Origin of the sequence: Burkholderia sp. Nafp2/4-1b (assembly GCF_003635165.1) — a bacterium.
In the GTDB taxonomy this organism is placed as follows: domain Bacteria; phylum Pseudomonadota; class Gammaproteobacteria; order Burkholderiales; family Burkholderiaceae; genus Burkholderia.
In genome coordinates this window covers 145142-169823 of record NZ_ML058606.1, presented here as the reverse complement: position 1 = coordinate 169823, position 24682 = coordinate 145142, and the positions used below count along the sequence as shown (strand labels likewise).

At 67.7% G+C, this 24682-nt stretch carries 20 protein-coding genes, 1 tRNA gene and 3 pseudogenes; 11 read left to right on the top strand and 13 right to left on the bottom strand.

Going from position 1 to position 24682, the window contains the following annotated elements; translation table 11 throughout:
* Positions 1-2: 2 nt before the first annotated feature.
* Positions 3-290 (bottom strand): annotated as a pseudogene (locus tag C7H84_RS16735) (topoisomerase IV); the annotation flags it as partial.
* Positions 291-421: 131 nt separating this feature from the next.
* Here C7H84_RS16735 and C7H84_RS16730 point away from each other — a divergent pair.
* Complete coding sequence (locus C7H84_RS16730) at positions 422-1243, top strand: carbon-nitrogen hydrolase family protein (protein WP_121859818.1); 822 nt, start codon at positions 422-424, stop codon at positions 1241-1243.
* A gap of 55 nt (positions 1244-1298) precedes the next feature.
* Here the strand turns inward: C7H84_RS16730 and C7H84_RS16725 are convergent, their stop codons facing one another.
* From C7H84_RS16725 to C7H84_RS16715, 3 genes are read right to left on the bottom strand one after another with little or no spacing between them, the layout of a single operon-like run.
* A complete protein-coding gene (locus tag C7H84_RS16725) occupies positions 1299-1610 on the bottom strand; it encodes a hypothetical protein (RefSeq protein ID WP_121859817.1) in 312 nt (103 codons plus the stop codon).
* Positions 1610-2971 carry an acyclic terpene utilization AtuA family protein gene (locus tag C7H84_RS16720; RefSeq protein ID WP_121859978.1) on the bottom strand — a complete coding sequence of 454 codons (1362 nt, stop codon included), beginning with the start codon at positions 2969-2971 and terminating at the stop codon, positions 1610-1612. Before C7H84_RS16720 ends, C7H84_RS16725 begins: the two co-directional genes overlap by 1 nt.
* A 39-nt stretch (positions 2972-3010) precedes the next feature.
* The gene (locus C7H84_RS16715; protein WP_121859816.1) at positions 3011-4309 is read right to left on the bottom strand and encodes a citrate:proton symporter; all 1299 of its coding nucleotides are present in this window, start codon (positions 4307-4309) and stop codon (positions 3011-3013) included.
* 97 nt (positions 4310-4406) lie between these two features.
* Here C7H84_RS16715 and C7H84_RS16710 point away from each other — a divergent pair.
* A pseudogene (locus C7H84_RS16710) lies at positions 4407-5304 on the top strand (LysR family transcriptional regulator).
* A 40-nt stretch (positions 5305-5344) separates the two neighbouring features.
* On the opposite strand, the gene C7H84_RS16705 reads toward C7H84_RS16710, so the two are convergent.
* The gene (locus C7H84_RS16705) at positions 5345-5938 is read right to left on the bottom strand and encodes a flavin reductase family protein (protein WP_121859977.1); all 594 of its coding nucleotides are present in this window, start codon (positions 5936-5938) and stop codon (positions 5345-5347) included.
* Between the two features lie 555 nt (positions 5939-6493).
* Here C7H84_RS16705 and C7H84_RS16700 point away from each other — a divergent pair.
* Together C7H84_RS16700 and C7H84_RS16695 are read left to right on the top strand one after the other, a co-directional pair.
* Positions 6494-7654, top strand: coding sequence for a porin (locus tag C7H84_RS16700; protein WP_121859815.1), 1161 nt, complete (start codon positions 6494-6496; stop codon positions 7652-7654).
* Positions 7655-8141: 487 nt separating this feature from the next.
* Positions 8142-9392 (top strand): transglycosylase SLT domain-containing protein, encoded by a 1251-nt coding sequence (locus C7H84_RS16695; protein WP_121859814.1) that lies wholly within the window; start codon positions 8142-8144, stop codon positions 9390-9392.
* A gap of 109 nt (positions 9393-9501) precedes the next feature.
* On the opposite strand, the pseudogene C7H84_RS16690 reads toward C7H84_RS16695, so the two are convergent.
* Positions 9502-9836: pseudogene (locus C7H84_RS16690) on the bottom strand (hypothetical protein).
* Positions 9837-9970: 134 nt separating this feature from the next.
* On the bottom strand, positions 9971-10717 hold the full coding sequence (locus C7H84_RS16685) for a MipA/OmpV family protein (RefSeq protein WP_121859813.1): 747 nt from the start codon (positions 10715-10717) through the stop codon (positions 9971-9973).
* 247 nt (positions 10718-10964) lie between these two features.
* Between C7H84_RS16685 and C7H84_RS16680 the strand changes: the two genes are divergently transcribed.
* Positions 10965-11690, top strand: a complete 726-nt coding sequence (locus tag C7H84_RS16680; protein WP_121859812.1) for a response regulator — start codon at positions 10965-10967, stop codon at positions 11688-11690.
* Positions 11691-13061 carry an ATP-binding protein gene (locus tag C7H84_RS16675; protein ID WP_121859811.1) on the top strand — a complete coding sequence of 457 codons (1371 nt, stop codon included), beginning with the start codon at positions 11691-11693 and terminating at the stop codon, positions 13059-13061.
* 218 nt (positions 13062-13279) lie between these two features.
* Here the strand turns inward: C7H84_RS16675 and C7H84_RS16670 are convergent, their stop codons facing one another.
* From C7H84_RS16670 to C7H84_RS16650, 5 genes are all read right to left on the bottom strand, one after another.
* Positions 13280-13723 carry a nuclear transport factor 2 family protein gene (locus C7H84_RS16670; RefSeq protein ID WP_205611431.1) on the bottom strand — a complete coding sequence of 148 codons (444 nt, stop codon included), beginning with the start codon at positions 13721-13723 and terminating at the stop codon, positions 13280-13282.
* Positions 13724-13812: 89 nt separating this feature from the next.
* On the bottom strand, positions 13813-14793 hold the full coding sequence (locus tag C7H84_RS16665; protein WP_121859810.1) for an NADPH:quinone oxidoreductase family protein: 981 nt from the start codon (positions 14791-14793) through the stop codon (positions 13813-13815).
* 130 nt (positions 14794-14923) lie between these two features.
* On the bottom strand, positions 14924-16753 hold the full coding sequence (locus C7H84_RS16660) for an acyl-CoA dehydrogenase (protein WP_121859809.1): 1830 nt from the start codon (positions 16751-16753) through the stop codon (positions 14924-14926).
* Positions 16754-17264: 511 nt separating this feature from the next.
* Positions 17265-17341 (bottom strand) — tRNA-Arg (locus C7H84_RS16655).
* A gap of 186 nt (positions 17342-17527) precedes the next feature.
* Positions 17528-18358: an undecaprenyl-diphosphate phosphatase gene (locus C7H84_RS16650; RefSeq protein ID WP_121859808.1), complete on the bottom strand. Its 831-nt coding sequence runs from the start codon at positions 18356-18358 to the stop codon at positions 17528-17530.
* A gap of 484 nt (positions 18359-18842) precedes the next feature.
* Here C7H84_RS16650 and C7H84_RS16645 point away from each other — a divergent pair, with 484 nt between their 5' ends.
* The 5 genes from C7H84_RS16645 (at position 18843) to C7H84_RS16625 (ending at position 24385) form a co-directional block, all read left to right on the top strand.
* Positions 18843-19754 (top strand): aldose epimerase, encoded by a 912-nt coding sequence (locus C7H84_RS16645; protein WP_121859807.1) that lies wholly within the window; start codon positions 18843-18845, stop codon positions 19752-19754.
* A 133-nt stretch (positions 19755-19887) separates the two neighbouring features.
* Positions 19888-20580 (top strand): peptidoglycan DD-metalloendopeptidase family protein, encoded by a 693-nt coding sequence (locus C7H84_RS16640; RefSeq protein WP_121859806.1) that lies wholly within the window; start codon positions 19888-19890, stop codon positions 20578-20580.
* A 378-nt stretch (positions 20581-20958) separates the two neighbouring features.
* Positions 20959-22578 carry an acyl-CoA synthetase gene (locus C7H84_RS16635; protein WP_121859805.1) on the top strand — a complete coding sequence of 540 codons (1620 nt, stop codon included), beginning with the start codon at positions 20959-20961 and terminating at the stop codon, positions 22576-22578.
* 75 nt (positions 22579-22653) lie between these two features.
* On the top strand, positions 22654-22980 hold the full coding sequence (locus tag C7H84_RS16630; protein ID WP_121859804.1) for a DUF2288 domain-containing protein: 327 nt from the start codon (positions 22654-22656) through the stop codon (positions 22978-22980).
* Between the two features lie 10 nt (positions 22981-22990).
* On the top strand, positions 22991-24385 hold the full coding sequence (locus C7H84_RS16625) for an MATE family efflux transporter (protein WP_121859803.1): 1395 nt from the start codon (positions 22991-22993) through the stop codon (positions 24383-24385).
* Between the two features lie 34 nt (positions 24386-24419).
* On the opposite strand, the gene C7H84_RS16620 is transcribed toward C7H84_RS16625, so the two are convergent.
* A complete protein-coding gene (locus C7H84_RS16620; RefSeq protein ID WP_121859802.1) occupies positions 24420-24602 on the bottom strand; it encodes a hypothetical protein in 183 nt (60 codons plus the stop codon).
* Between the last annotated feature and the right edge of the window lie 80 nt (positions 24603-24682).

The following is a 24682-nucleotide window of genomic DNA, read 5'->3' as shown; positions in this document are numbered from 1 at the left end:
GCTCAGTACGCGTCGCGCAATGCCTTCGGCACGATGTAGCGTGCGCGCGACGCGTCGAACTTCACCGTATGGCGCACATGAATCGCGCGATCGCCGCGCGTGCCGGTTTCAGTCACGATCAATGGATAGACGGGGCCGGCATCGGTCGTGTCCGGCACGATGTCGAAGCGACGCTCCTCGCACCGCACGGGCGCGTTCGCGCATTCGTTCGACTCCTTGTTGTCGAGTGCCTCGTTGATGCGCGGCGCCGCCAGCACCAGCGCGTCGCCGAGCGGCAGCCAGATCGCGCGATCCGGCTGATCCTGAGCGGCCGTTCGAACCAGGCAGTCGGGATCGGAAACCCGTACATTCGGCGCATACTGGCGCTCATCCCCACTCGTGCGCCGCGTCCTGCGACGGGCCACTGCCACCGACTCCGCCCATGAAACTGAAGCTCGACATCATCCAGCTCGCCGGTCGCGACGGCGACACGCCGTACAACCTGCAACGCACGCTCGACGCCATCGCGACCTGCGCGCCCGGCACCGACATCGTGATGTTTCCCGAGGTGCAGCTCACCGGCTTTCTCGACGCGTCCGAGCTCGAGCGCGTGGCCGAGCCGCTCGACGGCCCGAGCGTCGGCGCGGTGATCGCGGCCGCCCGCGCGCGCAATGTGGCCGTGGCGGTCGGACTGATCGAGAACGATGGCGGCCGCTTCTACAACACGACCGTGTTCGTCACGCCGGACGGCATCGCGCTGCGCTATCGCAAGACGCATCTGTGGGTGTCCGAGCGTGGCGTCGTACTGCCCGGCGATCGCTACGCGACGGTCGAATGGCGCGGCGTGCGGATCGGCCTGCTGATCTGCTACGACAGCGAGTTCCCGGAAAGCGGCCGCGCGCTCGCGGCGCTCGGCGCGGAGTTGATCCTCGTCACCGACGGCAACATGGAACCGTACCGTCCGGTGCACCGCACGTCGGTGTCGGCGCGCGCGATGGAAAACCAGGTGTTCGCGGTCGTCGCGAACCGCGTCGGCAGTGGCACGCACGGCGTCGTGTTCGCGGGCGGCAGCCTCGCGGCCGATCCGTTCGGCAACCTGATCTTCGAAGCCGGCAACGGCGAATCGCGCCACACGGTCGCACTCGATCTCGACCAGGTCGCCGCGTCGCGCGCGGTCTACGACTATCGTTCGGATCAGCGGCTGCACATCGCGGGCGAGCGCATCGAGCACGCGGACGGGCGCCGTGAGCTGCTGATTCCGTGAGCGAGAACGTGGCCATGAGCGCGCGTCCGGAGCGGCAGCGCACGAGGCCACGTCGTCACGCCGGGTCGGGCACGTCGATCGCCAGCAGCGCCGAGCTGACCGACTTGCCGTGCGCATCGAGCGCGAGCGAGCGCGTGACGCCGCCGCCGAGCGCATCGCGCAGCACGAAGTTGAACGCGGCCAGCGCCGGCAGCTCGTAGCGCACGACGTCGCCGTGCACGATGCCCGCCAGCCACGCCTTCACCGCCGGCGCATCGAGATGCGCGCGCAGGTGTTCGTAGTGCCGCGGATCGCGGCAGATGACCGACACGTTCAGCGTATTGCCCTTGTCGCCGGTGCGCGCATGCGCCAGTTCACGCAGTTGCATCACGCCTCCACGAATGAAAACGACGGCGTCACGGCCGCACGCGGCAGCAGCACCGACTGCACCGCGATCACCTCGCGCGTCGACTTGAACGCGCCGCCGCCGCCGGCCGGCCCGTTCGTATAGAGCGTCTCGACTTCGTTGCCGATCCGCGCGGCCTCGGCCGCGCTCGCCGCACGACCGGCCACCCGCACGCGGACTTCAGCCGGCTCGCCGCGCACGGCGGGCGTCGCGTCGCCGTACAGAGCATCAACGCCGATCAGGTCGAAGCGCAATTCGGTCGCGGCCACGCCGGTCAGCGCGAGCCGCTCGCGGACGATGTCGAGCGCAAGGCGCGCGCGCGCCAGCGCGCCGGGCCCGCCGTACGAGATCTGCCCTTCGCCGATATATCCGTCGACGTACGCGACCGACACCTTGAGCGTCCCGGTGCGCTCGGTGCCGCACCCGCCCGTCACGCGCACGCGGTCCGGCGCTTCCTCGGTGACGGCCACGCGCGTGAAATCCGCGACCACGTCGGGTTGCAGATAGCGCGCCGGATCGTGGATCTCATACAGCAGCTGCTCCTTGCAGGTCGCCGCGCTCACGCGGCCGCCCGCGTGCGGCACCTTGGTGATCACGACCGAGCCGTCGGCCGCGACCTCGCCGATCGGAAAACCGAGCCGCGCGAGATTCGGCACGTCCTTGTAGCCGGGATCCGCGAAATAGCCGCCCGTCACTTGCCCCGCGCATTCGAGCAGATGGCCGACGACCGTCGCAGCCCCAAGCGTGTTCCAGTCGTCCATCCGCCAGCCGAACGCGTGGATCAGCGGCGCGGCGAACAGCGACGGATCGGCAACGCGCCCGGTCAGCACGACGTCCGCACCGGCCGCGAGCGCATCGACGATCGGCGCGGCGCCGAGATACGCGTTCGCGGACACGATGCGCTCGCGATACGCGGCCACTTCGTCGCCCGACTCCTCGAAGCGGAACGCGCCGCGCAGCACGACGTCGAGCACGTCGTCGCCTTCGACCGCCGCGACCTTCAGCCCCGCGAGGCCGAGCGACTGCGCGATCTGCGCGGTGCGCCGCGCGGCCGCGCGCGGGTTCGCCGCGCCCATGTTCGACACGATGCGCACGCGTTTTGCCGCCGCCACCGGCAGCACGGCATGCATGCGCGCGTCGAGCAGCGGATCGTAGCCGAGCGACGGATCGTTGCGCCGCGCCTGCTGCGCGATCGCGATCGTGCGCTCGGCCAGGCATTCGAAGACGAGATAGTCGAGCTGCCCGTGCTCGGCCAGTTCGACCGCAGGCTCGATCCGGTCGCCGGAGTAGCCCGCGCCCGCGCCGATGCGCACGCGCCGTTCGTGTGATGGCTTTGCTGTCATGTCCGTACCGTCATCCGGCGAGCGCATCGCCGGCAAGAATCAGAAAACGCCGAGCACGACGCACGCGATCGTCATCACGATCGACGCGCCGAACAGCAGCGGGAACGTGAACTTCTGGTGCTCGGCCAGCTCGATCCCGCACAACCCGACGACGAGGAACGTCGCGGGCGTCAGCGGGCTGACCGGAAAGCCGGTCGTCATCTGGCCGAGCAACGCGGCCTGCCCGACATGCACGGCCGGAACGCCGAGCTGGCCGGCCACTTCCGCGATCACCGGCAGCACGCCGAAGTAGAACGAATCGGGATCGAACAGCATGCTGAGCGGCATCGACGCAAGGCCAAGCGCGACCGGGATGTGGCCGGCCATCGACGGCGGCACGAAGCCGACAGCCGCCTGCGCCATCGCCTTCAGCATCCCGCTGCCCTGCATGATCCCGGTGAACACGCCGGCCGCGAGCAGGATGCCGGCCATCATTAGCGCCGCGCGCGCATGCGCGTCGATGCGCTTTCTCTGCATGTCGACGTCCGGATAGTTCACCATCAGCGCGACGCACAACCCGACCATGAACATGATCGCGGGCGGGATCTTCTCGCCCATCACGACCATCGTGCCGAGCACGACGAGCGTCAGCACCAGGTTGAACCAGAACAGATGCGGGCGGCGCAGCGCCTGCTCGTCGGCGGTCAGCTCGCGCTTGGGCAGCGGGATCGACGCATCGTCGCGCGACAGCCCGAGCCGCTTCTCCTCGCGCCGGCCGAGCCAGTACGCGACGCCGAACACGAACACGAGCCCGATCGCCTGCACCGGAATCAGCGGATTGAACAGCGCCGACACCGGCAGGTGCAACGACGCCGACGCGCGGATCATCGGCCCCGTCCACGGCAGGAAGTTGATCCCGGCGGCCATCGACACCGCGGCGGCCAGCACGCGCCGGTCCATCTTCAGCCGGTCGTACAGCGGCAGCACCGCGGGAATCGTCACGAGAAAGCACACGGCGCCCGAGCCGTCGAGGTGGATCAGCAGCGCGAGCAACGTCGTGCCCATCACGATCCGCGTGGGTCGCGTGCCGACCGCGCGCAGGATGCGGTCGATGATCGGATCGAGCGTGCCGGCGTCGGTGATCGTCCCGAAATAGAGAATCGCGAACACGAACATCCCGACCACGGGCGCGAGGCCCTTCAACCCGTCGATCACGAATTTGCTGGTATGCAGCCCGAAGCCGCCGAGCAGCGACGCCGCGATCGGCACGACGATCAGCGCGACGAGCGGCGACATGCGTTTGGACAGAATCGCGGCCAGCAGCACGACGATCGTGCCCAGCCCGAGTAACGGCAGCATCGGTGTCTCCTACCTTGTCTTTTATTGGAGTCGAGCGTAAGGTCGGCGCAGCGATAGCACAATTGAAATGATTTGATCGCAGTAATCACGAATCGTTATGGATCTGAACCTTCGCGACATCCGCGCATTCGTCACCGTCGCGCACGCCGGCAACTTCACGCGCGCCGCCGCGCGGCTGCATCTGTCGCAGCCGGCGCTGACCGTGCAGATCCGGCGGCTCGAGGAAATCGTCGGCGCGCGGCTGTTCGACCGCAACAGCCGAAGCGTCGCGCTCACGCAGACCGGGCGCGAACTGCTGCCGTTGCTGCAGCGCTCGCTCGACGACATGGAGCGCGTGCTGCGCGATGCGCGTGCGCTCGGCGAAGGCACGAGCGGCACGGTGCGGCTCGCGTGCCTGCCGACCTTCGCATCGAGCGTGCTGCCGGAGCTGATCCAGTCGTTCCGGCGCGACGTGCCGCGCGCGGGCTTCGACATTCGCGACGGCGTCGCGAGCCTCGTCACCGCGCTGGTGCGCAACGAGGAAGCCGATCTCGGGCTGACCGGCGGCGATGCGTTCGACGCGTCGCTGGACGTGCTGTATGCGGGCGCCGACCGGCTCGTCGCCGTGTGCCCGAAGGATCATCCGCTTGCACGCAAGCGGCGCGTGCGCACCGCGGACGTCGCCGCCGTGCCGCTCGTGCTGACCGCGCAGGGCACGAGCGTGCGCAGCGTCGTCGATGCCGCGCTCGAGGCAGCCGGCTGCACCCCGGACATCGCGTGCGAACCGACCTACATGATGACGGCCGTCGCGATGGTGCGCGGCGGGCTCGGCGTGACGATCCTGCCGGCAACCGCGCGCGAGGTGCGCGCCGAACCCGAGCTCGTCGTGAAGCCGATCGACGATCCCGGCATTCGTGCGGCCGATCGCGCTCGTCGCGAAGCGCGGGCGCACGTTGCCGCGCGTCGCGCAGGCGTTCGCCGACCTGATGCTCGCGGAATTGAAAAAGCGCGCGTGAGCCGCGCGCTGGAATGGCAGGCCGGTGGCCGGCGCTGCCCTTACTGCGGATCCGGCTGGCCCGGATCGACGTGCAGCGATTCGCCGATCGCATAGAAGTTGCCGCCCGCGATGTAGTGCAGGCTGCGCAGCGCCGGATCGGCCGATTCGAAATACCAGTGACCGTCGCGGAACACCCGCGTGTCGGACCATGCGCCGACCACTTCGCCGATGAACAGGTCATAGGTCTGCTGGTTGTGCGGCTCCGGAATCAGCTTGCACGCGAGCCAGCCCGAGCAGCCGGCAACGAACGGCACGTCATGACCGTCGAACTCGAACAACGTGACGCCCGCGTCGCGCAGCTTGTCGGGCCGGTCGGCCAAGCTGTGGCTGCCGACCGCATGCGTGAGCTGCAGTTGGGCGGCCGTCGGCACCTGGATCACGAACGACCCGCTGCGCTCGACGAGCTCGCGCGTCTTCGCGGACTTGTCGAGCACGACCGTCAACTTCGGCGGCAGGAAATCGAGTGCGCAGGCCCACGCCGCAGCCATCACGTTGTCGACGCCGTCATGGCGGGCCGACACCAGCACGGTCGGGCCGTGGTTGAGGAGACGGTAGGCTTTCTTCAGCTCGACCGGAGCGATATGACTGTCCATGCGGATTCCCTGATGAGCGGCGCGGCGCGCGCCGGCCGGAGCCCGCATTCTCGCACTCAATGCCGAGCGCTGCTGACGGTGCGGCGGTCGCGCGGCCGGCGCCGCGCGATCGCCGTCACGTGCTGCGCGCTCGCGGCCGCTGCGATATCGGTGCATCGTGACCTCGGCGGCGCTCAGTCGTCGATAGACGATAGACGACACGCACGACACCCGCGCGACGCGCGCAATACCACAGTCGCGCCACATCGCGCGATTCAATCCGTTAAATAGTCCATTGATGAATCGACGATGAAGGTGTCGTCATCGAATTTCGACGGAAAACCGCGTGGAATTATCACGAATCCGGCAATGCGCGCCTCCCGCAATCTCAAAATTCAAATCGATTGCTGCGCGATTCTCAATAATTCGAATCTCTCAATGGACCTTGCCGCAGCATGCGCCTGTCTGCTTTAGGTCACATCGAAGAATTTCATTTTTGCCGTTCGACGGCGGCTCGGTAGTCTCCTGCCATTCCGATTCAAGCAAGCCAATACAGCCAATACGCAAGGAGATGACATGAAACGCACGACCCTCTCGCTGATTTCGCTCGCGTGGTTCGCGGCGATGCCCGCGGCGCACGCGCAGTCGAGCGTCACGCTGTACGGCGTGGTCGACACGTCGATCACGTACGTGAATCATGCACAGGGCAAGGACAACGCGTGGATGCTCGGCAACAGCAGCGCGGGCAACCTCGCCGGCAGCCGCTGGGGTGTGAAAGGCACCGAGGATCTCGGCGGCGGGCTGAAGGCGCTGTTCCAGCTCGAGAACGGCTTCGACCCGAGCAACGGCCGCCAGGGCCAGGGCGGCCGCCTGTTCGGCCGGCAGGCGTTCGTCGGGCTGTCCAGCGACCGTTACGGCACGCTGACGTTCGGCCGCCAGTACGATCCGCTCGTCGACCTCGTGCAAGGCATCACCGCCGACAACTATCTGGGGAGCGTGTTCGCGACGCCGGGCGACGTCGACAACTACGACAACAGCTTCCGCGTCGACAACGCGGTGAAGTACACGTCGGCCGTCTATTCGGGCCTGCAGTTCTCGGCGATGTACTCGTTCGGCGGGATCGCCGGCAGCACCGGCGCCGCGCAGTCGTATTCGGCCGCCGTGTCGTACAACAACGGGCCGTTCAGCGTCGCGGGCGGCTACTTCCACGCGACCAACAGCCCGGCGTCGAACGGGCTGCGCAACGGCTGGACCAGCTCGTCGGATGGCACCTTCGACGGCCCGATCAACAACGGCTATGCGAGCGCGCATTCGATCGGCATCGCGCGCGTCGCCGGTCAGTACGTCGCCGGGCCGTTCACGTTCGGCGTCGGCTACAGCAACGCGCAGTACCGCCGCGACGCGAGCTCGGTGTTCAACTCGAACGAACACTACAACACCGGGCAAGGCTTCGTGAACTACCAGGCGACCAATGCGCTGCTCGTCGGCGTCGGCTACAGCTATACGCGCTCGGGCGGCGATACGTCGGCGACCTATCACCAGGTATCGGCCGGCGCGGACTACACGCTGTCGAAGCGCACCGACGTGTATCTGACCGCTGCATATCAGCACGCGAGCGGCCAGACCGGCGACGGCAACGGCGGGTCGATGGCCGCGCAGGCATCGATCGGGTCGTACGGCTATGCGGGCACGAGCTCGCAGACGATGGTCAATCTCGGGCTGCGTCACCGCTTCTGATCGACGAGCGGCCGGCTGCGTTAGGTGGCGCGCGGTCGGCGGGTCGATGGAATCGGATCGCCGATTGCTGATCGCTGATCGCTGACCGCTGACCGCGGATCGCGGATCGCGGATCGCATGTTGCGATTGCAGCGACACGGCGGCTACGGCCGCCGTGTACATTTCCAATCTGCCCTCCAAAGCGCCCTCGCCGTTTTCCGTCCGAATCGCCGCGCTATTCAATACCGTATTTGCGGCGCAACTGACGCGTTGCGTCAGGATTGCGATAGCAGCCGCCCGCCGGCCTGCGCGCAATTGCGGCCTTTTTACCGATTTCATTGCGCCGTACAGCGCTGCCCGCGCCCCAAAAAACCCCGAAAATCGGCCGTAAACGCGCCGGCAAATGCAAAGGAAAGCTTGACGCGAGCCATTTGACCGCGCGCTATGGCACACTTCGCGTCTGCGTAATTTCCTTGCACCGGGCGCCCGGATTCCGCCCCATCCTGCCATGCCGCGTCAGACTGCCCGTTCGATCAGCCACGCCACGCCGAAAATCGCCGCGACGATCGCACTGTCGTGCGCGCTGCACGGGTTCGCGCGGGCCGACTGCCTCGACGACGCGGCCACGTTCCAGAAGGTGAGCGTGAGCCTGCTGCGCGGCATCGCGCAAGTCGAGTCGGGGATGAATCCGAACGCCGTCAACACCAACACGAACGGCACCGTCGACATCGGCCTGATGCAGATCAACAGCACCTGGCTGCCGACGCTCGCACGCGAAGGCATCACACGGGAAAGCCTGTTCGATGCATGCACCAACGCGTACGTCGGCGCGTGGATCCTGTCGCAGAACATCCGCCAGCTGGGCGCCAACTGGAACGCGATCGGCGCGTACAACGCCGCGTCGCCCGACAAGCGCCTCGCGTATGCCCGCAAGGTCTATGATGCAATCCGGACCATGCCGGATTCGCCGGATACTCCCATGCCCATCCTTCCGCCCTCCTTCACGCCGCCGCAGCAGGCGCAGGCGTACAACCCGTTCGCGAGCCTGAGCGTGTCGGCGCCGCCGGTCGCGCGGGCGCGCACGCTCGCACCCGCCGCGCCGCCGCCGCAACCGCAAGGCGGGCCCGCCGGGCCGGCCGGCACGTACAACTTCGGCTGGACCGTCACCGGCGCCGACCAGGCCAAGCCGACCCAGGTGTTCGACGATGGCGCGCGGATCTACGTGCAGTTCAGCGACATGAAGCACGTGCCGGCGATCTTCACCGAAACGTCGTCGGGGCGCGTGCTGATGTCATGGGAGCTGCAATTCCCGTATGCCGTTCTGACGCGTCCCGCGCAAACGTTGATCTTCCAGCTCGGGCCGTTCGAAGCGCGCGCGCAGCGAGGCGGCGCCGGGACGAGCGCGCAGGCAGGCGCTGGAGCGGCAGCGGGAACGTCGCGTTCGGGCGCGACGGCGGCAGCCGCGGCCACGGCGCCCGCAACGAAACAACCGGCGGCGAATGCGTCGGCCAAGCGCACCGCATCGTCCGATGCGCTCTGGTATATCGACACGGCATCGACGTCGGGTTCGGCAGCGACCTCGAGCACGTCGAATGCCTCGACGGCATCGACCGCGCCGGCAACGTGGCCCACCGCGGTGACGTCGAATACGCCGCCGGCCGTTGCGACGCCACAGACGCCTCAGACGTCTCAGACCCCGGCCGCGACGAAGCCGGCCGCACGCGTCAGCACCGACGCGCTCTGGTACATCTCGAAGTAACGCGCGGGCCGATGCGCGCCCGGCATGCAAACCCGCTTGTGCGCCACCCCGGCAATTGCGGCCGTGACGGCCGCAACGTCATCCATTACTCGTCCGCACCCACCACCCCTCACCCGCGCCGCACCCAGATCACCTTCCCGTCGCGAATACCGAGGTCGCGGCGCTCCATGCGATAGTCCATCGTGCCCGGCAGCGACTGGCCGTCGCGCTCGAGCACGCGCCACAGGCAGCCGTCGAGCAGCGCGGCCGCACGGCCTCGGTCTTGCCGATCAGCGCGTCGTCCGGCGCGGCGTCCGCCTTGCACGCATTCGCGGCACCCGGCGGAACGCCGATCGGCGCGGCTCCGCCGGCAGTGGCGTTCGGGTGTTTCGTGTTCATGTCCGCACATCCCGCAAAGGTTGCGCTCGCAACGAGTACGGCGAGCAGCGCGATCGTGTTCTTCATCGAATTCTCCCGGTCGCGGCCCGGCGTGCTGCCGGGCCCGCCTGCATGTTACCGCACACGATTCGCCGCGACGGCTGCGATCGCGGAGCAAAGCGTGCAGCGAAGCGCGCGACATCCGTGCGCCGGCAACCCGCTCAAAACTTGTACGTCGCGCCGGCCATCCCGTAGTAGTTGCTGCGCGTCTGGACGATCGGGCTGTCGCCATAGCGACCGAGCAAGCGCGTGACGCCGCCCGTCGCGAGCACCGACCAGTGCCGCGATACGTTCCAGTTCCACGCGACCGACATCGTCGCGCTGTCGATCCCGCCGCTCGTCGAATAGGGCCGGAAGCGGCTCGTCATCGACTGTGCGTCGGTCACGCCGTAGAAGGTCTGCGTATAGCGTCCGGTGCCCGCATGCACGCTGCCGGTCACGATGATCTCGTGCTGCGCCGTCTTGAACACGGGCACCGCGAGGTCGACATGGCCCGACACGCCGCGCGACGTATGCGTGACCGGCGTATCGACCGCGACGCTCAGTTCGGCCGCATTGAACAGCGTGACCCCTGCCCGCACGCCGACGAGCACCGAGCCGGGAATCCGGCCCATCCCCTTCAGGTAGTCGGAACCGGGCAGGTCGAAACGGTTCTCGTCCGCGCGGCCCGGATCGTAGTTCACCGCCGCCGACACGAACACGCCGTGCGGCAGGTCCAGCCGGTAGCCGGCGCCCTCGGTGCTGTCGATGAAGAAGCCGTTGCCGAACTTCGCGGCAAGCCCCGGCGCGACGACGCCGCGATACTGGCTGCTCCCCGGGTAACGCGGCGCAACCCCGCCGCCAAGCGAAATCGAATACTGGTTTTCCGCGTGAGCGGCGGCGGCGAGAGTCAGGCCGGCGAGTGGCACGCAATAACGGGAGCGGCGAAGGGTTGAGCGCACAATAGTGAGATAAGAGTGACGGAAGCCCGAAGTCTAGGTGCCGCCGTGCGCGGAGACTGTCCCGAATCTGCGGAGAATCTGTGCTCAATTGTGTTCGATTGTTCGCGATTGTCGTGCTGCTGGCCGGGCCGCCGGAACGCCGGATAAAATTCGCGTGCCGCGCCGCGCGCCCGCTTGTCCGGGTGTGGGACGACGCGCGCGTTTCGAAGAGACCATGAACGACAATCCGCTCAAATACCGCGTGCTGCTGATCGAGGACGACGACCGTCTCGCGCAGCTCGTGCGCGAATACCTCGACAGCTATGAATTTGCGGTGACCGTCGTGCGGCGCGGCGACCTGGCCGTCGCGGCAGTGCGCGAGCACCAGCCCGCGCTGGTGATACTCGACCTGATGCTGCCGAATCTCGACGGGATGGAAGTGTGCCGCCGCATTCGCGCGTTCACCAACGTCCCGGTGCTGATTCTCACCGCGCGTGCGGACGTGTACGACCAGGTCGCCGGCCTCGAAACCGGCGCCGACGACTACGTGACGAAACCGATCGAGCCGCGCGTGCTGGTGGCACGCGCCCGCGCACTGCTGCGCCGCGCGCAGCCGGCCGTGCCGGTAGCGGCCGCCGCCCCGGCCGAAGCGCTGGTGTTCGGTGAACTGACTATTTCGCCGCCGAACCGCACCGTCACGTGGCGCGGCGAGCCGGTCGACCTGAAGACGGCCGAATTCAACCTGCTGCTGATCCTCGCGCGCGCGGCCGGCACGGTGCTGAGCCGCGACGACATCCTGAAGCAGTTGCGCGGAATCGAGTTCGACGGGCTCGACCGCTCGGTCGATTCCGGCATCTCGAAGCTGCGCCGCCGCTTCGAGGACGCGTCGTCGGAGCCGCACAAGATCAAGACGATCTGGGGCCGCGGTTACCTGTTCAGCCCTTCCGCGTGGGACGAATAAATGCTGCGCCCGTTGATCAGGCTGTACCTCATCGTGATCCTGTGCGTGGCCGGATCGATCGCGTTCATCCAGATCTCGTTCGACCGGATCTTCTACGAGCGCGCGGCGCAGGCGCAGCGCGACTCGCTGACGACCTATGCATTCGTGCTGAACGACTATCTCGAACGCCATCCCGGTCCGCAGCGCACGCTCGCGCTGCGCGAACTCGCGAAGCACGGCTACGAACGCTTGGACTTCATGTCGATGGCAAATGCGCGCGCCCAGTTGAGCGGTGCGCCGCTGCGCGACCTCGAAGGCGGCAGGATCGCGATCAGCCACGACGGCAAGGATTACTACATGCCGCTCGCGGATGGCTCCGTGCTGCACGCGCGCCCGAACCAGCCGTTCGACCTCGACATCAAGATCTACGCGTATCTCCTGCTCGCGCTTGCCGCGCTGCTAGCGGTCGTGTTGTGGATCTCGTATCACTGGCGCGACCTGCGCAAGCTGCAGGCCGCAGCCCACTCGTTCGGCGCGGGCAGGCTATCGACGCGCGTGAAGCTGTCCGGGCGCTCGAACATCTACGAGCTGTCGCAGCAATTCAACGACATGGCCGAGCGAATCGAGGCGTCGATCAAGCAGCAGCGCGAGATGATGCACGGCATCTCGCACGAGCTGAAGACGCCGCTCGCGCGCCTGGAGTTCGGGCTCGCGCTGCTCGCCGACGCCGACGACAGCGGCCGGATGCGTGAACGCCGCGACGAACTGCGGCGCGATGTGCGCGAACTCGACGAGCTGGTGACCGAGTTGCTGACCATCGGGCGGCTGGAACAAGGTGCCAGCGAACTCGCGCCGATGGACGTCGTCGTCGATGCGCTGATCGACAGCGTGGCCGGCAATGTCGCGAACGATATCGCCGATCGCGGCCTCACGCTCGACGTGTCGACGACCGGCGCGCCCGCCGCTCACGTATGCGATCCGAAGCTGGTTGCCCGCGCGCTGCTGAACCTGATCCGCAACGGCACGCGCTATGCGTCGCGCACGGTGCTGCTGGCGGCGACGCGCGATGCGGCCGGCGCGCTGGTGCTGAGCGTCGACGACGACGGGCCCGGCATTCCGGCGGCCGACCGTGCGCGCGTGTTCGAACCGTTCCAGCGGCTCGACTCGAGCCGCGACCGGCAGACCGGCGGCTTCGGCCTGGGGCTCGCGATCGTGCGGCGCGTCGCACTCGTGCATGGCGGCAACGTGCGGCTCGAGGATTCGCCGCTCGGCGGCGCCCGCTTCGTGATGTCGCTGCCGGCGCGTACGTTGCCGGACTTTCTTGGCGACGCGCCGGCTCACATGATGCATGATCGGAGCGACCGCACGGTCGCGGTCACGCCGCTCGGATGAATGTCTGATGCGCGACGGCTCGCGGCCTCGGGTTTGCCGGGCGGAACGGTGTTTGCTCCCGGAGTCCGCCGACAATGCAATACGCGGGCCCGGTACTCGAGGCGATGCGCTTCACTTTTCCGCCGCTTCGCCGGCACCATTCCAGGATGCAGCCTACAACGTCAGGATTAGGAACACTGACCGACGCGCGCAGACGGCATCGTCCGCGCCGCCATCGCTCACCCACCCACCTTGAACGCCGGCAACTGCTGTCCGAGTCGCGCGCCCATTTCCGCGCCGAGCGCCTGCAGCGCGTTGAACGGCCGGATCATCACCTCGAATTCGACGATCCGCCCCTCCACGTCGAAGCGGATCATGTCGATTCCCTTCAGCCGCTTGTCGCCGATCGTCGCGCTGAATTCGAGCACGACGCTCGTGCCGTCGTCGTCCGCGAACTGGCGGTGATATTCGAAGTTCTCGAGGATCGTGACGACCGTGCGCAGCGCGAGCAGCAGCGCGGGCGCCGGGCCGTACGGCTTGAACGCCATCGGCGAGCGGAACACGGCGTCCGGGTGGACGATCGTGTCGAGCTCGCTGAAATCCTTGCGCGCGAGCATCGTGTGCCACGCATCGAGCGATGTCGCGACGGCGGGGTTCAGATTCGACAAAGGTTGCATGCTCAACGACTCCGATAACGTCATGGAAACGGCGCTCGACGATCGAAGACCGGCGCCCGGTTGGCCCGCTGCCGCGTCGTCCAGCGCCGGCATAATCACGCGTCCGGCAGGATCACGACCTTGCCCTTGACCTGCCGGTTCGCCATCCGCGCGATCGCGTCGGCCGCACCCGACAGCGGCACGCGCTCGGTGATCGCGGGCCGCACCTTGCCGGCTGCGAACCACTGCGCGAGCTGGCGCATGTTCGCCGCATGCTGCGCGGGATCGCGCCGCACCGCGTCGCCCCAGAACACGCCGAGGATGTCGCGCTCCTTGAGCAGCGCGAGGTTCAGCGCGATCTTCGGAATCTCGCCGGCCGCGAAGCCGACCACGAGGAAGCGGCCGCGCCACGCGGTCGCGCGCAGCGCCGCCTCGGTGTATGCACCGCCGACCGGATCGTAGACGACGTCCGCGCCGCGTCCGCCGGTCAGTTCGTCGATACGGCGCCGCAGGTCTTCGGTCGCATAGTCGATGGTGTCGTCGGCGCCGGCTTCGCGGCACAGCGCGAGTTTCTCGGCACTCGACGCGGCCGCGATCACCCGCGCGCCCAACGCCTTCGCGATCTCGATCGCCGCCAGCCCGACGCCGCCTGCCGCCCCCAGCACCAGCAGCGTCTCACCCTGCTGCAGGCGCGCGCGCTGCTGCAGCGCGTGCAGCGACGTGCCGTAGGCCAGCACGAGGGCCGCGCCCTGCTCGAACGTCATCCCCGGCGGCAGCGCCGCGATCTGCTGCGCGTCGGCCACGCAGTGCTCGGCGAAACCGCCGTGGCCGGTGAACGCGACCACCTCGTCGCCCGGCTGCCACGCGCTCACGCCATCACCGACCGCGTCGATCACGCCGGCGAATTCCGCGCCGGGCGAGAACGGCAGCGCCGGCTTCACCTGATACAACCCTTGGACGATCAATGCATCGGGGAAATTGAGCGAGGCCGCCTTCACGCGAATCCGCACCTGTCCGGCAGCCGGTTCGGGAATCGCGACGTCCTCGATACGCAAGCTGTCGATCGGACCGAATGCGGTACACAGCAGGGCTTTCATGTTCTCGTCTCTCCTTGCGCGACATCGCCGCGCATCGATACCGCAGCGGGACTCGCCCGCGCGATCGGTGCACGATGCAGACACGTACCGGCCTGCTCGCGCACCGCCCTTCATCCGTGCAACGCGACGCTCAGAACCATGCGTCGCGCATCTCGAGCGTCGTCGTATCGACGCTCGCCAGCAGATCGAGCTGCGCATCCACCTTCGGCAGCTCCCAGCGAAAGAAATAACGCGCGGCCGCACGCTTGCCGTCGTGGAAATCGTCGTCGCGCCCGTGCGCGGCGAGCGTCACGTCGAGCCACAGCCACGCGACCACCAGATGCCCGAACGCCTCCAGGTAGACGCTCGCGTTCGCGAGCCGCACCTGCGGATCGCCGAGCGCGGCCAGTGCGCGCGTGACGTCGACGAGCCGCGCCCAGCGCTGCGCGAGCGCGTCGGCCTGCGTGCGTGTGTCGCCGTCCGTGGCGCGCGCGCGTTCGACCGTTGCGCCGACGCGCGCATCGAGCGTTCTCAGCAGCGCGCCGTCGTCCTGCCCGACCTTGCGGCCCAGCAGGTCGAGCGCCTGAATGCCGTGCGTGCCTTCGTGAATCGGGTTGAGACGATTGTCGCGATAGAGCCGCTCGACCGGATAGTCGCGCGTGTAGCCGTAGCCGCCATGCACCTGGATCGCGAGATCGTTGGCCGCGAGACACCACTGCGACGGCCAGCTCTTCGCGATCGGCGTCAGGATGTCGAGCAATTGCGCGGATTCGGCGCGCACCGCTGCATCGACGTGCGCGCGCGCTTCGTCGACCAGCTTCGCGCAGTACAGGATCAGCGCGAGCCCGCCCTCGACGTACGCCTTCTGCGCGAGCAGCATGCGCCGCACGTCCGGATGCGCGACGATCGGCGCCTGCGGCGCGGCGGCGTCCTTGCCGGTCGGCCCGAGCGGACGGCCCTGCGGCCGGTTGCGTGCATAGTCGAGCGCGTGCAGGTAACCGGTGTAGCCGAGCGCCACCGCACCCGCGCCGACGCCGATGCGGGCCTCGTTCATCATGTGGAACATGTACGCGAGGCCATGATTCGGCTTGCCGACCAAATAGCCGATCGCGCCGGCGCGTCCATGCGGACGATGGCGCGTGCCTTCGCCGAAGTTCAGCAGGCAGTTGGTCGTGCCGCGATAGCCCATCTTGTGGTTCAGGCCCGCGAGCACCACGTCGTTGTGCTCGCCGCGAGGAGTGCCGTCGTCGGATGGCAAATACTTGGGGACGATGAACAGCGAGATGCCGCGCGTGCCGGGCTGAAGCCTCCCGTGTTCGTCGGGAATTTTCGCGAGCACGAGGTGAACGATGTTCTCCGTCAGTTCGTGCTCGCCGCCGGAAATCCACATCTTGTTGCCGGTGATCCGGTAGCGCAGGCCGAACTGCGATTCGCCGTCGAAATCGGCGCGCGTGACGATGTCGGACAGCGATGACCCGGCTTGCGGCTCGGACAGGCACATCGTGCCGAAGAAGCGCCCTTCGAGCTCGGGACGCGCGAACGCATCGATCTGCGCGGGGCTGCCGTGCGCGAGCAGCAGGTTCGCGTTCGCGACGGTCAGGAACGGATACGCGGCCGTCGCGATGTTGGCGGCCTGGAAGAACAGGAACGACGCGGCTTCGATCAGTTTCGGCAGTTGCATCCCGCCGAACGCTTCGTCCTGGCCTGCGGCGATCAGGCCGGCTTCCGCGAAGGCGCGCACGGCTGGCTCGACTTCGGGGATCAGTGTCACGCGCTCGCCGTCGAACTGCGGCTCCTCGCGATCGGCGCGCGCCGCATGCGGCGCGAACAGGTCGGCCGCGATCCGCTCGCTGGTGTCGAGCACTGCATCGAACGTCTCGCGGCTGTGCTCCGCATAACGCGGCAAGGTCGCGAGCGCATCGGCATCGAGCCAGTCGTACAGCAGGAACGCGAGATCCCGTCGCGACATCAACAGGCTCATCGGGACGCCCTCCGCGTGGCGGGCCTTTGCCGCATCACCGGCTGCCGCTCATGCGCGGTCCGGTCGATCCACGGTTGCTCGATCGATGCATGCTCCATCACGTCTGTCTCCTGTCCGGCCGCGCGTCGGTGCGCCGGTTGGCTCCGGTTTTCGGAACCGGATAATTCGGTCGGTGACTGCAAGTGCTGGCGGGGAATTTAGCACGGTCGTTCGCAAACGACAATGCTCTCAAATGCTTCGAATGCTGTGATCGCGCGGATCGCCGCCATTCGGTGTCGGACGCAGCCGATCACGTGCGACATCGTGCGGGGGTGCCGGAAACCGGTGCACACGCCGGGCCACTCACTTGGCCACTCACCTGGCCCCGCGCACGACCGCCGAACCACCGCTCGGCAAGCCACCTGGCCGCGCATGCTGGATGCGGTCAAGGTTTGGTCAATATTGGTGGATCAGCATCAGACGTCGGAAGCTTTCGAAAGCCGCCTATGGCTTGGTGCACAAGGGAGATTGTTGGCCCGCCCTGCAGGATTCGAACCTGCGGCCTACGGCTTAGAAGGCCGTTGCTCTATCCAACTGAGCTAAGGGCGGTCGCGGAGAAGAGACACGGCCACACGACCCGGACCGCGATTCGCCACACGAGGCTTCGAGCAACGCGACCAAGATCGCGAAACGCAAAGCCCCGAAAACAAAACGGGCCCGGCATGAAGCCGAGCCCGAAATTATACCCGATCATCGCGTCACATCACGCGCGACGCGCGACCGGCGCCACAGCCATCAAACCGGCTGCGGATGCAGCATGAACCACCCGAGACAGAACACCCCGGCAATCACGCAATACACGCCGAACGAAGCCAGCCGCCCGCGCCCTTCGAAATAGCGCATCAAAAACCGCACGCTCAGATAAGCCGCAATCGCCGTCAACACACCGCCGAGCAGCGCGTCCGCGAGCTGATCCCGCGCATGGAACAGCTTCGGCAGCTCGAGCACGCCCGCCGCAAAAATGATCGGCGTGCCGAGCAGGAACGAAAACTCCGCCGCCTTCTCCGCGGTCAGGCCCGCTACGTTACCGGCGATCATCGTCAGCCCGCTGCGCGAGAAACCCGGAATCAGCGCCCCGATCTGCGCGAGACCGACGAAGAACGCCTGCTTGAACGTCATCTTCTCGGGCGGCTGGTGCGCACGGCTGCGCTGAATCCGATCGCCGACCCACAGCAGCACGCCGTTGATGATCAGCGCGATCGCGACGATCCGCAGGTCGTGAAACACGCGCTCGATGCGCTTCTCGAGCAGCAGGCCAACGATCCCGGTCGGAATCGTGCCGATGATAAGCGCCCACATCAGATGCCCGTCATCGTTCTTGCGGCCGCCGAGCTGCGCGAAGAAGCCGCTGATCAGCGCGATCCAGCGCGCGCGGAAATACCACAGCAGCGCGAGCGCGGTGCCGAGGTGCAGCGCGACGAGGAACGGCAGCAACTGCGGCGCATGCTTGTCGATATGCATGCCGAACAGCGCGGGAACGAGCAGCGTGTGGCCAAGACTGCTGACGGGGAAGAGTTCGGTGACGCCCTGCAGGACGCTCAGGAATACCAGAAACCAGAGACTCACGCGTCGGTCCTTTTAGTGGTGATCAATCGGGAAGGAAAGCGGACGACGCAGCGCGCGTCCGAAAAAACGCGCCCCGATTATGCACAGCCAGGATTACGGCGCCAAGGCATTTGACTGGTTATTGCGGCAATGCACACAAACGCTTGCAATATGTAAGCCGTCAGAAAGCAAAAAGCCCGCCATTTGCATGGCGGGCCTTTCGAATCCGGCACAAATTGCAGTCAGCGGCCGAGCTGGTAGAAAAATAGTACCGTGCTGCCGGTGAACATGCCGAACAGTGCGATTCCCATTGCCATTGCCAGATCCATGGCCTCTCCACAAAGTGTCATGACCCGGCAACATCACCGGTTTGGATGCATTATCCGGACCGTCGGCAATCTGAAAAACTCGCAATTTCCCGAGAAGGGTTTTCCCCGAGCGCCGCGCGGCCCGATAATGGAGCGCGCCACCGTGCACCCCACCCACCCGTTCATACCGATTCGCCATGCCGATCTTCCAGCAGCACGATATTCATGAACTTCACGCCGGCCCGTCGCTCGTTCGGGTCGCCCCGCAATTCGGCGGTCGCCTGCTGTCGTGGCATGTCGACGGCGAACCGGTCATCTTCTGGCCGGAATCGGCCGACTGGAGCAACCTCGCGCGCGTGCGCGGCGGCAATCCGCTGCTGTTCCCGTTCCTCGGTCGCCATCGCGTCGACGGCGAACTGGGTCGCTGGCGCGATGCCGCCGGCGTGGTCCGCGACCTGCCGATGCACGGTTTCGCGCGCGACCTGCCGTTCGCCGCCCAGCCTTCGGCCGACGGCGCCGCGCTGTCGATGACGCTCGACGCGACTGACGCGCTGCGCGACAGCTACCCGTTCGATTTCCGCTTCGAAACGACTTACCGGCTCGCCGACGCGCACACGCTCGACGTCGCGTTCGTCACGACCAATCGCGGCGACACGCCGCTGCCCTACTACGCGGGCCACCACTTCTACTTCGCGCTGCCGCACGGCGAACGCGCGCAGACCACGCTCGAACTGCCTCCGACGCGCCGCTGCATGCAACTCGCCGACGGCTCGATCAGCACGCCCGAACCCGGCGAAGCGACGTACAGCCTCGGCGACGCGGACATCCTCGACCGCTTCCACTGCCTCGACGGCGTGCCGCCCACGCCGGTCCGCATCGTGATGCCGGGCCGCGGCCGCACGATCGAGATCGCGCTCGACGTCCCGGGCTCGATCCCGTGGTATGCAGTCACGACGTGGACCGAGAAGCCGGAATCGGACTTCTACTGCGTCGAGCCGTGGCTGGGCCTGCCGGACGCGATCCACAACGGTCTCGGGCTGCGCACGCTCGCACCGGGCGCGACCGAAACGGCCACGCTGCGGATCCGCGTGCTGCCGCTCGCAGGCTGATATCGAACGCATCGAACCGGTGCGCGCCAGCCGCGCTTGCGGCTCGAAACTGCGGTGCTCAGGTCGAACCCGTTAAAATCTGACGTTTTGTATTGCCTGCCGCGTCACCCGCGGCAGGGTTTTGCGAGGTTCAATGTTCGGAACAACAACGAAGCGGCTCTTCGCGGCCGCCTGCGCCGCACTGCTGGTCGCGTGCGGCTCCGCACCCGTCGGCCCCGGTTACTACCGCGTCGAGCGTGGGGACACGCTCTACAAGATCGCGCGCGAGAATCGCACGTCGACGGCGAACATCGTGCGCTGGAACCAGATCACGAACCCCGACGCGATCGAGGTCGGCCAGGTGCTGCGCATCGCGCCGCCGCCCGGCACGACGACCGCATCAACCACCGGCACGGGCACCGCCGGCCGCAGCCGTCCGGCGCCTTCCGCGCCGGTCGAGTCGGCCGTCAAGCCGGCCAGCAGCATCGCTTTGATCTGGCCGGCGGCCGGCAACGTGGTGCGCACGTTCGACGGTTCGAAATCCAAGGGCATCGACATCGCGAACGCGTCGGGCACGCCGGTGCTGGCCGCTGCGCCCGGCACGGTCGTCTATGCGGGTAACGGTTTGCGCGGCTACGGCAACCTGATCATCCTGAAGCACAACGCCGATTACCTGACGGCCTACGCGCACAATCGCGCGCTGCTCGTGAAGGAAGGCCAGTCGGTCACGCAGGGGCAAACGATCGCGGAGATGGGCAACAGCGACAGCGATCGCGTCGCGCTGCACTTCGAGCTGCGCTACGGCGGCCGCTCGATCGATCCGGCTCGCTACCTGCCGGCGCGCTGAACGCGCCACGGGTGACGACAGACGACACGCGATGCCGGCATGCATCGCATGTCGTCGCGAGAAATATCGGGAAGGTCGTGTCAGCGCTTGCGCAGACGGCCGGTGAACCGGCCGGACAACGGATCGACGCGGCTGGCAAACGCCACCAACGCCCCGATTCCGAACAGGCTGAACCCCGCAGCTATCAAAAGCAAATCCATGGTCACATCACTGTTTTGTCGTGATCTTATGCGTCATTATGGAATCGTGCACTGAGCCGTCGCGATTAGACGAGTTCGAACATTCCCTTATCCATCAGACGCTATTGTGGTTTTGGTCGCGTGAAATACCGATGTAATCCATCGACCGCAGCGACGATCGACGCCAAGGAGACACGCGATGCTACCCGCCGGCGATCGCTACGATGACCTGCTCTCCCGCTTCGCGTGGGACGTTCCGGCTCGCTACAACATCGGCGTGGACGTCTGCGACAAGTGGGCCGACGGCAGCGGACGCCTCGCGTTGATCCACGAAACCGCGCAAGGCGACGTGTCGCGCATCACGTTCGACGACTTGAAGAATGCTTCTAACCGGCTCGCGAACAGCTTCGCGCGTGCCGGTTTGCAACGCGGCGACCGGATCGCGATCTTCCTCGCGCAGGGCCCCGAAACGGCGATCGCGCATCTCGCCGCGTACAAGCTCGGCGCGATCGCGGTGCCGCTGTTCACCCTGTTCGGCGCCGACGCGCTCACATACCGGCTCGCGAACAGCGAAGCCGCCGCGCTCGTCACCGACGCGGCCGGCTATGCGAAGATCGCGCCGCTGCGCTCCCGACTGCCGACGCTGCGTACGTGCTACTGCATCGGCGACGAGGTGCCCGACGCGCGCGGTGTACTGGGCTACGACGCCGCGCTCGCCGGCGAATCGCCGGAGTTCGTGCCGGCCGACACCGCCGCCGACGATCCCGCCGTGATCATCTATACGTCCGGCACGACCGGCAAGCCGAAAGGCGCGCTGCATGCCCATCGCGTGCTGCCCGGCCATCTGCCCGGCGTCGAGATGTCGCAGCAGTGCTTTCCACGCGATGCGCGTCTGTTCTGGACACCGGCCGACTGGGCGTGGATCGGCGGCCTGCTCGACGTGTTGCTGCCGTCGTGGCATCACGGTGTGCCGGTGCTCGCGCGCCGCTTCGAGAAGTTCGACGGCGAGGCCGCGTTCGCGCTGATGGCGCGGCACGGCGTGACCCATGCGTTTCTGCCGCCCACCGCGCTGAAGCTGATGCGCACGGTGCCGGCACCGCGCGAGCGCCACAAGCTGGCGCTGAAGTCGGTCGCGAGCGGCGGGGAATCTCTCGGCACCGAACTCACGGCCTGGGGGCGCGACGCACTGGGCGTGACGATCAACGAGTTCTACGGGCAGACCGAATGCAACATGGTGCTGTCGTCGTGCGCGGCGCTCTTCGATGCGCAGCCCGGCGCGATCGGCAAGGCCGTGCCCGGCCACACGGTCGCGATCGTCGACGCGCACGGCACGCCGCTGCCGCCCGGCGTCGAAGGCCGCATTGCGGTGCGCCGCCCCGATCCGGTGATGTTCATCGAATACTGGCGCGATCCTGAAGCGACGCGCGAGAAGTTCGCGGGCGACTACCTGCTCACGGGCGACACCGGCACGATCGACGCCGACGGCTTCGTGCGCTTCGTCGGCCGCGACGACGACGTGATCACGAGCGCCGGCTACCGGATCGGCCCGGGGCCGATCGAGGACTGCCTGCTCACGCATCCGGCGGTGCGGATGGCCGCCGTGGTCGGCGTGCCGGACCCGACGCGCACCGAGATCGTGAAGGCGTTCGTCGTGCTGAACCCCGGCCACGCCGGCGACGATGCGCTCGTCCAGGCGCTGCAAGCGCACGTGCGCACGCGCCTCGCCGCGCACGAGTACCCGCGCGCGATCGCGTTCGTCGACGGCCTGCCGATGACGGCCACCGGCAAGATCGTGCGCCGCGCGTTGCGCAACGCGTGACCCGGGCGCGGGCGGCCGGCCGCGCACCCGGATGGTTTATAGTGGCGCCCACGTAGTCTTTTCAGTACACCAACGATGTCCTCCGACCAACACGAATCCGCCACGGGCGCGTCGCACAGCCCGCTCTACGCCAAACTCCTCGGCGAAACCGCCAAGATCGACTGGTGCGACCTCGAACGCTTCTTCGCGCAGGGCAAGCTGCTGTCGGTCGCGCGCGATCTCGATCTCGTCAGCGTCGCGGAAGCGATCGCCGGCGACGATGCGGAACAGGTCACGCGCTGGCTGTCGTCCGGCCTCGTCGCACGCATGCCGGCCGAAACGGCCGCCGACTTCGCGGCACGCAATCCGGAGCTGTGGGCGGTCGTCGTGTCGCCGTGGGTCTGCGTGCAGGAACGCGCCTGACGCGTCCGCCATGTCCGAATCCGCATTACCGCACGCGGACGGCGCGGGGTCGGCCGCCGGGTCGGCCGCCGGGTTGGCCACCGTCACGCACCGGCGCGTCCTCGCGCTCGCGTTCCCGATCGTCCTCGCGAACCTGACCCAGCCGATCCTCGGTGCGGTCGACACCGCCGTCGCCGGCCACCTCGACGGTGCGCAGTATCTCGGCGGCGTCGCGCTCGGTGGACTGTTCTTCAACTTCGTGTTCTGGGGCTTCGGCTTCCTGCGCATGGGCACGACCGGCCTCGTCGCGCAGGCGCACGGCGCCGGCGACGCCGCCGGCATCCGCCTGAACGTGCTGCGTGCGCTGATCGTCGCGTTCGCGCTCGGCGCCGCCGTGCTTGCGCTGCAAGTGCCGCTGCTGTCGTTCACGCTGAGCGCGCTGGGCGGCAGCGACGCCGTCCGTGCGACGGCCCTCTCCTACGGCCATGCCCGGATCTGGAGCGCGCCGTTCGCGCTCGCGAACTACGTCGTGCTCGGCTACCTGCTCGGCGTGCAGCGCGTGCGGCTCGCGCTGGTCGCGCAGATCTTCATCAACGCGGTGAACATCGGCGCCGTGCTGCTGTACGTGTACGGCTTCGGCTGGGGCATCGCGGGAATCGGCGCCGCGACGGCAACCGCCGACGCGTGCGGCTTCGCTCTCGGCGCGTGGATGCTGTGGCGGCTGCGACCGCGCGGCCTGGCGCCGCTCGCCGCGCGTGCGCTGGCCGACCGTGCAGCACTCAAGCGGCTGATCGCGCTCAATCGCGACATTTTCCTGCGCACGCTGTGCCTGCTCGGCGCATTCGGCTGGTTCGCGCATCTCGGCGCGAAACAAGGCGACGCGACACTTGCGGCCAATGCGTTGCTGCTGAATTTCCAGACTTTCATGGCGTACGGGCTCGACGGCTTCGCGCATGCGGCCGAGGCGCTCGTCGGCGCGGCAGCCGGCGCGCGCGACCGCAGCGCCTTCCGGCAGGCCGTGCGCGTCACGCTGCTGTGGTCCGCGCTCGGCGCGCTGCTGTTCACGCTCGTCTATTGGGCAGCCGGCGGCTGGATCGTCGCGCGGCTGACCGACCAGGCCGAGATCCGCGCGCTCGCGCTGCGCTACCTGCCGTGGGCGGCGGTCTCGCCGATCGTGTCGGTGTGGGGATTCCTGCTCGATGGCGTGTTCATCGGCGCGACGCAGACGCAATCGCTGATGCGCGCGATGATCGCATCGTTCGCGATCTTCATTGCCGCGACGCTCGCCGTCGTCGGCCCGTTCGGCAATCACGGGCTGTGGTTCGCGCTGCTGCTGTTCATGGTCGCGCGCGGCGCGACTCTCGCACGCTACCTGCCGGCGCTGATCCGGCGGATCGGCGCCGACGCGCCCGCGGCCGGCGCTTGAGCGTCGCGCGGGCCGACGCTAACCGTCGTTTCGGTTACTGCGCGGGGGGCGCCGACGGCGCCGGCTGGCCGAGCATCGACGGCGGCGTCATGTCGGTCGGCACGCCGTGGTAATCGGCCGGATCTTGCGGCGGATGGCCGCGACGGGCCGCGCGGGGATCGCCGGAACAGCCGGCAAGAATGGATGCGGCCAGTACGGCCAGCATGAAACGCGTCATCGGGAAGGCTCCGGAAAGCGGCGCGCCCATCGCGCGCCAGGACCGCGCCGAGTCTAGCGGAATTCCGGGTTAGGGGTCGT